Origin of the sequence: Azospirillum himalayense (assembly GCF_042657465.1) — a bacterium.
GTDB lineage: Bacteria > Pseudomonadota > Alphaproteobacteria > Azospirillales > Azospirillaceae > Azospirillum > Azospirillum himalayense.
In genome coordinates, this window is record NZ_JBHSLC010000029.1 from 1 (window position 1) to 10,502 (window position 10,502).

Consider the following 10,502-nt stretch of genomic DNA (forward strand, 5'->3'; position numbering starts at 1 on the left):
TTACGAGCGGCGCGCCGACATCTTCACCGCCTTCCATCACATCGCCGCCAGCCTCATCTGCTGGCGCTTCGTCCAGAAATGGTTCTGTTAGGCGCTCTTAGATTCATACGGCCTCATTTGCCGGCCGGGCTTCGGCCGCACTTGCGGCCGGGACCGCAGTCGCGGTCCAAAGCGGATTGAAATCCGCTTTAAATGGCGCATCCGCTCTATCATCTTGTTTTCCGCCAGGGCTGCTCACAGCGAGTTGCGGCATGATTGTTCAGCGACATCGCTGAAATCAATTGCCCACAACAACTTCGGCAGATGAAAGACGGCGCAACAGGTGCTGACGACGGCGCTTTTCCGGCGGCAAAAGCTCGTAAAGGAAGGTCTCGATGGGCTTCCAAACCGAGACCCAACCAAGAATGACAAAGCTCTCCTGCAAAATCCGGGTCATGGGGCGAGCCGGAAGATTATTGGAAATCTGCCAAGCAAGGAAAAGGCAGACTGACAGCACCACGAAACCGATCAAGGCTGCTTGGCGCCACGTCCGGATCGACTCGCGAATCCTTTTCGACTCGCCATCAGCACTGGTGGCGAAATGACCAGTCAGTGCGGTGGCGACGTCGAAAGGCGGAGACCGCGTCATTTCTTTGGCTGGAAGACGAATGACGATGCGAATCGGTCGGTTCCTGGGCTGTGCCTTCACGCGCCTCAGGAAATACTCCTCGGCGCCCGCCGTCAGACGGCCTTCGCGGAACGGCGACGGATCAACGCATTCGAACAGTTGCGACAGGTGGCTGAGCCTGACGTCGATGACATCGCTCGTCTTTTCGACCTGCATTGTCATCTCCGCGTTCAAGACCGAACATCCCGGGGTGGCCCCATCGCCGAAGGCGGAATCGGAGCTGGCCTGCGCATCGTTTCACGGCTGCCGAACCACGCCACGTAGAGCGTCGGAAGGAAGACGAGCGTCAGCAGCGACGCGACGAGTAGACCGCCCATGATCGCGAAGGCCATCGCACCCCAGAACACCGTGAAGGCAATCGGGATGAGACCGAGCACGGTGGAGGCGGCGGTCAGCATGATCGGGCGGAACCGGGAACCGCAGGCTTCGATCACGGCGTCCGGGATGGCTCGTCCGGCGGCCCGCTCCGCCTCGATCTGCTCAATCAGGATCACCGCGTTCTTCGCAATCATGCCAACGAGCGCGAGGACTCCGAGGATGGCGACGAAGCCGAGCGGCTGGCCGGACGCCAGCAACGCCAGAACGACGCCGATCAGACCGAGCGGCACCACGCTCAGCACGATCGCCAAGCGCTGGAAGCTGCGGAGCTGGACCATCAGCACGGTCAGCACGAGGAGCAGCATCAACGGAATGACGGCGAAGACCGAGGCGCGGCTTTTGGCGCTCTCCTCAGCGATTCCGCCGACCTCGATGCGGTATTCCGGCGGCAGGGTGGTCGAGAGGTCGGCGATCCGGGGCGCCAGAGCTTCGATGGCGGACTCCGGTAGGGTTCCTGGCGCCACGTCCGCCTGCAGCGTCAGGGTGGGCTGCCGCCCGCGCCGCCAGACCAGCGGAAGATCCTGGGCGTAGCCGAAGGACGCCAACTGGTTCAGCGGAACGCTTCGTCCGTTCGGCAAGGACACCGGCAGGCTGCGCAGCGTTTCCACCGACAGGGTCTGCCCGCGAGCATCCCGTGCCAGAACGTCGATCAGGTAGATCCCGTCGCGGATGGGCGTGACGGCGCTTCCCGAGACGGCGGCGTTCAGCATCCCGGCGACGGCCGCCGAACTCAAGCCAAGGCGCCGCGCCTCGTCCTGGTCGATCCGCACCCGCAGTTTGCGGGCGGTCTCCATCCAGTCAAAGTTGATCCGCCGCGTCTCGGGAAAGGTCCCGACGACCTGCGCGAGCTTCAGAGCGATTTCGCGCACTTCGCTCGGGTCCGGCCCGACGACGCGGTACTGCAGCGGCCACCCCACGGGCGGCCCGAGTTCCAGCGGGTACACGCGGGCGACGATGTCCGGAAACTCCTCGGCCAACAGGGTTTCCAGGTGGGATTGCAGCCGTTCGCGCGCCGCGATGTCCGTGGTCACCACCACTGTCTGGCCGATGAAGGGGTTGGCAAGCTGGACGTTCAGCGGCAGGTAGAAGCGGATCGCTCCGCGCCCGGCATAGCTGCTCCAGCGCGCAACCCCCGTCTCCCTGGCCAGCAGCGCGTCGAACCGCTCGACCGCCTCGCGCGTGGCGTGAATCGAGGCGTTCTGCGGCAGGCGGAGATCGATCAGAAGCTCGACGCGGTCTGACGGCGGAAAGAACTGCCGTGGAACGAGACCCAGCGCCAGGATCGCGGCGACGAACAGGCCGAGCGTCGTCGCGATCGTCAACCCGCGGGCCTGGATCGCCGCGCCCAGCACGCGGCGGTACAGCCGCAGCACGACGCCGGGTTCCCCACCTTGCCCCGGCTTGGGCGGCCGCAGCAGCAGCATGCCCAGGACGGGCGCGAAGACGGTCGCGACGAGCCACGATGCGATCAGGGCGATGCCCACGACGGCGAAGATGGAGAAGGTGTACTCGCCGGCGGAACTCTGCGCGAAGCCGATGGGCACGAAGCCGGAAATGGTCACCAGGGTGCCGGACAGCATCGCCATGGCCAGGGCCTTGTAGGCGTAGACGGCGGCGGCCTCCTTCCGGTCGCCGGCGGCAAGCCGCCGGGTCATCGCGTCAACGGTGGTCATGGCATCGTCCACCAGCAGCGCAAGCGCGATGATCAGCGCGCCCAGCGAGATGCGCTGCAGGTCGATGCCGAGCAGATCCATCACGGCGAAGACGATGGCCAGCGTCAAGGGAATCGTGATCGCGACGACGGTGCCCGCGCGCAGGCCGAGCGCGATGAAGCTGACGATCAGCACGATCACGACGGCCTGCCACAGCGACGTGATGAAGTCGGAGATCGCCTCGTCCACGGTGCGCGCCTGATCGGCCACCAGATGCGCCTCGATCCCCATCGGCAGGCCGGCGCCGATGCGCGCCATCGCCGCCGAGACGTTCCGGCCGAGGGCGAGGATGTCGCCGCCCGGACGCATCGCGATGGCGAGCCCGATCGCCGGCTTGCCGTTCACCCGGAACAACGGCTGGGGCGGATCGGCCAGATCACGGCGCACCTCGGCCAGATCGCGCAGGCGCAACATGCGCCCCCCGGCAACGAAATTGACGTCGAGGATGTCCTGCTCCGATGCGAAGGCGCCCGAGACCTGCAGGGACAACGCCTCCTTGCCGGTGCGCAGCACGCCAGCCGGGCGCACCGCGTTCTGCGCCTGCAGCGCGGCGATCAGGGCACCGGGCTCGACCCCCAGCCCCGCCAGCGTCTCCAGCGAGAAATCCACGTAGACGCGCTCGTCCTGCTCGCCCAGAAGCTCGATCTTCGAAACGTCCGGGACGAGGAGCAGGCGCGAGCGGACGTCCTCCACGGTGTCGCGCAATTCGCGGTGCGTGAACCCGTCGGCGGTGAAGCCATAGATGATGCCGAAGGTGTCGCCGAAGTCGTCGTTGAAGCCGGGACCGAGAACCCCCGGTGGGAGCGTGTGCCGCATGTCGCCGACCGTCTTGCGCACTTCGTACCAGGTGTCGCTCACCGCGCGGCCATGGGTGCTTCCGACAAGATCGACGAAGATCACGGTCGTTCCGGGAACCGTGTAGCTGCGCAGCGTGTCGAGGTTCGGCACCTCCTGCAGCGTCCGTTCGAGCCGCTCGGTCACCTGCTGGAGCGTTTCGTCCAGAGTGGCGCCCGGCCATTGAGCCTGCACCACCATGGTGCGAATGGTGAAGGCCGGGTCTTCGGCCCGGCCGAGTTTCAGGAACGCCACGGTTCCGGCCAGGACGACCCCGATCATCAGAAAGAGGACCAGGGACCGGTTCCGGATCGCCCACGCGGAGAGATTGAAGTCGCTCATGGTCCGGTCCCGAGCATGCGGACCTTCTGCCCCGGCCGCAGCGCCTGCACTCCTGCGGTGACCACGATCTCGTCGGCTTCGAGGCCGCGCGCGACGATGACCCGGGCAAGGTCGTAGCGTTCAAGGTCGATGTTGCGCAACGCGACGGTGTTCGTTGCCTGATCGACGATCCAGACCGCGGGCTGCCGGTTCGCCTGTGTCAGGGCCGTTGCAGGGATCTCGACGCCGCCAACGCCGCCGGCCTGGATCGCCCCGTTGACCGTCGATCCGAGGCGCATGGCGTCGGGCGGGTTCTGGAGGCCGATCCGAACCGTGAAGGTGCGGGTCACCGGGTCGGCCTGCGGTGCCACCTCGCGCACGCGGCCGATGGCCTGCACGGTGGGGTCGGAGGTCAGCGCGACCGTGACGACGGGGTTGGCGGGTGCGGTGCGGATCACCGACGCCGGTACGTCGAAAACGGCGTCGCGCCCGTCCCGGCGGGCCAGATGCACGATCATGCGGCCAGCCGCCACCACCTCGCCCGGCTCGGCGCCGCGGGCGATGACCGTGCCGGGGCCGTCGGCCAGCAGTTCCGTGTAGCCCAGGCGGTCCTGCGCGGTGTCGAACTGCGCCTGCGCCGAATCGACTTGCGCCGCGGCGGCCTTCAGGGCCTGCGCCGCCGCGTCGTAGCGCGCGCGGGTGGTCCAGCCCTGGCCCAGAAGGGTTTCCTGCCGTTCGTAATCATTGCGTGCCAGCGTCTGCTGCCCCATGGCGGCGCTCAGGTTCGCTTGCGCCGTTCTCAGGGCGTTGCGGGCGGGTTCCGGGTCCAGACGCGCGATCACTTGCCCCGCTTCGACCGCATCGCCGACATTCACCAAGCGTTCGATCATCCGCCCGTCGATGCGGAACGAGAGGCTGACCTCGTCCTGCGCCTGGATCTGGCCGGACAACGACAGGGTCTCGCCGCCCTCGTGCCTTGCGACCGTCACAACCCGCACGGGGCGGATCGGCTCCGCGACGGGCTCCTCGCCGGAACCGCATGCCGCGAGCAGGATCGACGGCGCGACGGCGAGCAGGGCCCATCGGCAGCGTGCGCGTTCGGTTCGATTGTGGTTCACGGGGCCCCCCATTTTTTGGCGTCCGACGATCCCGATGTGGCGTTCGCCCTAGATTCCGAGGCGCTTGAACAGGCTGGCCAGAACGATCAGGACGACCAGAGCGAGCATCGGTATGGCGGCGGCGACGACGAAGACGTCGCCATAGGAGTCACGGTGGTTGAGCCTGCAGACGGTGAGCAGCGTGATGACGGCGCCGTTGTGCGGCAACGCGTCGAGCGCGCCCGAAGCGACCGCCGTCACCCGATGCATCACGTCGAGCGAGAAGCCGGACGCCTGCGCCATGCCCACGAAGGTCGGGCCAAGCGTGTCGAGGGCGATGCTCATGCCGCCGGACGCCGAGCCGGTGATCGCGGAAAGAACCGTCACGGATGCCGCGACCGACACCAGGGGGTTGCCCCCGCCGATGGCCAGGATGGCTTGGCTGATCGCCTCGAAGACCGGCAGGGCCGCGACCACCGCGCCGAATCCGACAAGGCTCGCCGTGCTGAAGATCGGCAGGACCGAAGCGTCGGCGCCCTGGTCCAGGCTCGTGCGCAGATCATCCAAGCGGTTCCAGTTGCCGGCGATGAGCAGAAGGATGGCGAGGAACAGCGCCACGATGACCGCCCAGACACCACGCACGGCCTCGATGGTCGTGGCTCCGAACCGGGGGTCGGCGAGGAAGGCGGTGTCCATCCGGGGGGCGATGACCTGGATGAACAGGAAATTGCTGGCGATGACAACGACGACCGGCAGCACCGCCAGCGCCGCGGGAGGCAAGGTTTCCGTGTCGGTGCGTTTTCGCGGGGTGGGTTCGGCGGAGAGTTCGGCGATGTCGAATCCCTCGCACTGCGCGCGTTCGCGCGTCGCGCGGTCCAGCACCGGAGAGCCGTCGACATGGTCGCCGTACCCCTCGCCGGAGGCCCGCGCGGCGGCGGCACGGCGGTTCAGCCACAGGACACCCAGAACGAACATCACGAGCCCGGTGACGATCCCGAGGCCCGGCGCGGCGAAGGCCGACACGCCGCCGTAGGTCAGGATGGCGCAGCACAGCACCACCGAGACGACCGCGCGCTCCGGCCCCAGCCGGGCGCTGACCAGCCGGGCGAGGGATCGCGCCGACCCGGTGTCGTCCATCAGCTTGCCGAAGATCGCCCCGAGCATGAACAGGGGAAAGAAGGAGACGATGAAGGAGCCGGTGTTGGTCATGAAGATCTGGGTGTAGGCGCCAAGGATCGGCAGGCCGCCGGTCAGCAGAGCCGCGAGCAACGCGGCCGCCGGAGCCGCGATCAGCAGAGTCACGCCTCGGTAGGCCAGGACGATGAGCAGCGCGAGCGCGGCGAGGACGGAGGCGAGATCGATCATGGCGGTGGCTCCGTAGGGACCTTCTCAGGACGCTCCATGCGATGGAGGTTGGGTCGGCTCGGGGTAGCGCGCGTCGTACGGATAGCGGGGAAAGTCCTCGCCGAGCCTCCGCCAATCCGCCAGCCACCGTTCGGTGACGGTTCGCCCTTCCTCGCGAAGCGTCGCGAAGTAGTCCGGGCAGCGGTTGAACTTCGAGGTGTGCTTGAGCCCCCAGGCGGTGTCGCGGGTCATCTTGATGGTCCGGACCGCGACGATCTTATGGTTGTCCAGCGGCGGACGCCCGTTTCCGTACCGCTCGATCCATTGGTTGATCGTCATGATGGCGTCCAGTTCCTGGTTGAGCGACAGGTTGCCGGCCAGATCGTTCTCGCGATCCCGGATGTCCTCGAGGCCGATGTTCGGTGACGCAGGATGGAACTCCTGGGGGTTGATGCGCACGATCCAGACCTCGTCCGGCTTTTCGTCCTTCGCCCTGGCGTCGAGAAGGTCGCGCACCGGCGGATTGCGCGAATACAGGCCATCCCAATAGTACCCGTTGCGGGTGACGGTCCGGCCCGGCACGCAGGTCGGGAACACCATGCCGGGGATGACCTGCGCGGGCAGAACCTCCGGAAGCGTCCCCGACGCCGCCACGCCTTCCAGCGAGATCGCCCGGCGCATGCGCCAGCGGGTGATGTCGTACTGGTTGATCTCCCGGCCGTCCGGCCGCAGGCCCATCTGTTCGAGGGTCTTGTTGGAATCGAAAACCTCGAAATTGCCGCTGAGCACTTCGATGGCGCCGGCGAGAATCCGGGTGTCGGCTTCGGCCACCCGCGGCCAATCGATCGCCTCAAAATCCGGACACAGGTCCTTCAGCAACTCCGTAAATCCAAGATACTGCCAGCGGGCTCCCATCATGTTGAGACCGGCCAGCCCGAACCTGCCGGTGCTGGAGTAGGGGTTGGACGCCGGCAGCGGCAATCCCTGCGATTTCCATTCCAGCAAGCCGGCGACCAGACGGTTGTGGGCGGTCTCGACCGGGGTGGTCGCGGCAAAGGTCGTCCAGAGAAAGTCCAGGCGCTCGATCGCCTTGCCGATGGTGCCGCACGCCGTGTCGACGGTGTTCGGGGCGAGGCCGTACCACGCGGCCAGCGCGCACAGCGCGCCCGCCGATGTGCCGCTGATCGCGACGATGTCGAAGGTGTCGCCGTCCTGCGGGTTCTCGTCCCAGCTCTGCTTCGTCATCAGGATGGTCCTCAGGACGCCCCAGGTGAACGCCGCGTGCGTTCCTCCCCCTTGGCAAGCGATTGCAACCCTCTTGATGGGCATGTCTTCACCGCCTTCCTGTGCATCTAGGGGGATCGGCCGTTGGGTGACAGGCGGCTCGACACTTCCCCTTGCAGGGTTTGCTCGATCCGCTCCAGCAGGTACGGGAAGAAGGGGTTGGACGACATGCGGAGCAGGGCATCCATGCTGACGATCAGCGCTCCACGCTCTCCCCGCGCGGCCACCGCGCCCAGATGGATGCCGAAATCCTCGTTGGGGTCGGGGTGCAGACCGTAAAGGGAATCGGTCGTCGGGAACGGAAGGGCGACATGCGACAGCGAATAGACGTCGAAGGGATAAACCAGCCCCAATTCCTGCACCTGTTCCGTCTCCGTGCCGAAGTCCATCGTTCGCGCGACCACGTCGGTGCGCTCCGCATCGGCGTTGGTGATGATCGTGGTCCTGAACCGGCGGGGAGGGTCGGGCAGGATGCGCGCCAGCATGGTGTCGGACGCCGAACTCAGGAGCGGGCCGAACTTGGTGTTGCGGTTCACGTCGAACAGCACGAGTTCGCTGCCGTTGGCGGGCAGGTGGGCGTACAATCCGGACAGGATCGCCCGAGTGCTGACGGTGAAATCCATCACCGATTGAAAGGTGAGGATTGGGGCCAGCCCGTCCAGCCCACCGCCCGCGCGGCGTGCGATTCTGCTCTGAAGAGCCGAGGTCAGCAGATGCGACTGCCGTGCGCCGTTGACTGGAAAAGAGTTGTACTTGAAGGGGTTGAATTCCGGCATAACGCTGAGCCAGGCGGCTTTCGCGAACGCGGGGAAGATCGCGGGCAACCCGGCCAGACCAGCGAACCGGGCGAATGCGGTGATTCCGATCATCGGCGAAATCAGCACGATGCGGTCAGGACGCTTCAGCCGGGTATCATCGAGGGCATCGAGCGCATACATCAGAGCGAGCGCGCCACCATTCGAGAACCCGACCACATGCAACGGTTGGTCCGGAGCGATGCGCCGCTGCGCTTCGCGCGCAGCCAGCCGGGTGGCCGCCAACCAATCCTCCCATTCGATGTCCGTCAGGCCTGCGGGGACCGTGCCGTGTCCGGGCAACCGAATGGCGATGGCGACGAAACCGTAGGTTTGATAAAGGCGGGCGATGTGACGAAGGCTGTAGGGTGAGTCGGTCAAACCGTGAAGGAACAGCACCGCTCCTTTGACAGGACCGTCGGGTTCAAGCACATAGGAACGATTCCAGTCCCTGGAGAACTGCCCGGGATAGATCGGGCTTCCATCGAAATACCGGTTAACCGGAATGCGCTCTTCCGCAGGCAGCTTCTGGGTCACCTCTGATCGCACGCTTTCAAATATGACAGCTTCATTATTAAAGTATTCGTTCCAGCCGATATTATCCAATTCTTTATAATGAAGCTCCTTCGGCACAAATGTATGCCAGCTCTCGAGCGGAAGGCCGCGCTGCGAATCATAAGCGCGCACAAGCAGAAGAACAATAGCGCCCACGATGATTAGCGCGAGTATTGTTTTTGCAGATTTCCAAGCCCATAGTTTCATGTAGGCATGACTTTCGAGTTTGGGGGATTCGATTGTCTACCGCAAATTAGGGCAGCCATTTTGAAGGCACTTCGATCCACGAGGCCCAAGGCGTCGCGTAACACGCCCATGCTGATGACCGACTTGACGGCTCCCGTACACAGGCAGGCACTCCGGTCATTGCGACCGACTGCATGGCAGCACTTGGGCAAAAATCATGCCGTTCTGCGATTGGGCATGTCCATACTATGTGAATGGCTTTCTTGATGAAAGACTTCCATATTGATTAATCCGGACATTTATTAGGGGTTTTGGCTTCATGCACAGCGGCGCTGACTTCGCGTTGGTGATGCCAATCGTCTCTACTCTCTACTGTTGCCCTGAGCCTGTTTTTGGACGGCTTTTTCCGGAGTTTCGGTCCGGAAGACCGGGTGGTGCTTGTGCTTGACCATGCCGGCTGGCACGGATTGCGGGTGCTGCGTGTCACAGACCACAACACGCTGGCGCCGCAGCCGAATGAGATGATGTGGTGGACGGGCCTTTTACCAAATGCCGGTGATCCGCGTTGACCGTCGAAGAAACCCTGTGTAGACGGCCCTCTCGGCGCAAGAGGAGAATTCGTGTTGACGGTTGGTCGGGTGCATCCATGTGTCCAGCCTGTTGTCGCGACCTCTGGCCGCTGGCCTTGATGAGGTCCGCGGATCAACGCCCAAATCATCTCAGCGCGCTCTTTGCGCTTGGTCCCCGTGGGTTTAGTCGATCCCCGGTCTGACCCGGTTCGTCATCCCGTCTCACCCCCCTTGCACCTTCCGCCTCGGCAGCGCCTTGGTCTGCTGCCGAGGCGAACGTCGTCCATGCGGCGGCGGGCGCCGTGTAGGTCCCGCCGCGCGTCAGCACGGCCAAGGCGATGCGCGCGGTCTTGTTGGCCAGGGCGACGGCAGCGAGTTTGGCCGGCTTGCGCTCCAGCAGCTTCGCCGCCCAGCATCGAGCCGCGTTGTCTTGGCGCGCCAACCGCATGACCACCGTGGCGCCGACGACCAGCAGGCGACGGAGGTAGCCGTCGCCCTGCTTGCTGATGCCGACCTGGCGATCCTTGCCGCCGCTGCTGTGCGCCTTCGGCGTCAGGCCGAGCCGTGCGGCGAGCTGCCGGCCGGACCGGAACCCTCCCGTCGCCGTCGATGCCATGAACCTGGAGAACATTCTTCGCCAAATCCAGACCGATTGTCATCAGTAAGCGTCGCGAGCGCACCCTTCGGTTTGGGTTGGGCAATCACCGCATCGCTCTGTGGCGGCGGCCCTTGAAGTGTTCGCGGAGGTCGAGGATGGCCTT

6 protein-coding genes and 2 pseudogenes are annotated in these 10,502 nt (G+C 65.3%); 1 reads left to right on the forward strand and 7 read right to left on the reverse strand.

The window, feature by feature from the left end; translation table 11 throughout:
• Positions 1 to 91 (forward strand): annotated as a pseudogene (locus ACFPMG_RS15795) (IS5/IS1182 family transposase); the annotation flags it as partial.
• A 186-nt stretch (positions 92 to 277) separates the two neighbouring features.
• Here the strand turns inward: ACFPMG_RS15795 and ACFPMG_RS15800 are convergent.
• From ACFPMG_RS15800 to ACFPMG_RS15830, 7 genes and pseudogenes are all read right to left on the reverse strand, one after another.
• Positions 278 to 823 carry a hypothetical protein gene (locus ACFPMG_RS15800; protein WP_376996066.1) on the reverse strand — a complete coding sequence of 182 codons (546 nt, stop codon included), beginning with the start codon at positions 821 to 823 and terminating at the stop codon, positions 278 to 280.
• Between the two features lie 14 nt (positions 824 to 837).
• A complete protein-coding gene (locus ACFPMG_RS15805) occupies positions 838 to 3,933 on the reverse strand; it encodes an efflux RND transporter permease subunit (RefSeq protein ID WP_376996067.1) in 3,096 nt (1,031 codons plus the stop codon).
• The gene (locus ACFPMG_RS15810; RefSeq protein WP_376996068.1) at positions 3,930 to 5,030 is read right to left on the reverse strand and encodes an efflux RND transporter periplasmic adaptor subunit; all 1,101 of its coding nucleotides are present in this window, start codon (positions 5,028 to 5,030) and stop codon (positions 3,930 to 3,932) included. Before ACFPMG_RS15810 ends, ACFPMG_RS15805 begins: the two co-directional genes overlap by 4 nt.
• 48 nt (positions 5,031 to 5,078) lie before the next feature.
• A complete protein-coding gene (locus ACFPMG_RS15815) occupies positions 5,079 to 6,374 on the reverse strand; it encodes a GntP family permease (RefSeq protein WP_376996069.1) in 1,296 nt (431 codons plus the stop codon).
• A gap of 24 nt (positions 6,375 to 6,398) precedes the next feature.
• Entirely contained in the window at positions 6,399 to 7,682 is a 1,284-nt protein-coding gene (locus tag ACFPMG_RS15820) for a patatin-like phospholipase family protein (RefSeq protein ID WP_376996071.1), read from the reverse strand.
• A 23-nt stretch (positions 7,683 to 7,705) separates the two neighbouring features.
• The gene (locus ACFPMG_RS15825; RefSeq protein WP_376996073.1) at positions 7,706 to 9,193 is read right to left on the reverse strand and encodes an alpha/beta hydrolase; all 1,488 of its coding nucleotides are present in this window, start codon (positions 9,191 to 9,193) and stop codon (positions 7,706 to 7,708) included.
• Positions 9,194 to 10,033: 840 nt separating this feature from the next.
• A pseudogene (locus ACFPMG_RS15830) lies at positions 10,034 to 10,384 on the reverse strand (transposase); the annotation flags it as partial.
• Positions 10,385 to 10,502: the final 118 nt, after the last annotated feature.

Coding starts and splice junctions, on each gene's coding strand:
- ACFPMG_RS15805 (WP_376996067.1), bottom strand. CDS start 3,933: ATGAGCGACTTCAATCTCTCCGCGTGGGCGATCCGGAACCGGTCCCTG.
- ACFPMG_RS15820 (WP_376996071.1), bottom strand. CDS start 7,682: ATGCCCATCAAGAGGGTTGCAATCGCTTGCCAAGGGGGAGGAACGCAC.
- ACFPMG_RS15825 (WP_376996073.1), bottom strand. CDS start 9,193: ATGAAACTATGGGCTTGGAAATCTGCAAAAACAATACTCGCGCTAATC.
- ACFPMG_RS15815 (WP_376996069.1), bottom strand. CDS start 6,374: ATGATCGATCTCGCCTCCGTCCTCGCCGCGCTCGCGCTGCTCATCGTC.
- ACFPMG_RS15800 (WP_376996066.1), bottom strand. CDS start 823: ATGCAGGTCGAAAAGACGAGCGATGTCATCGACGTCAGGCTCAGCCAC.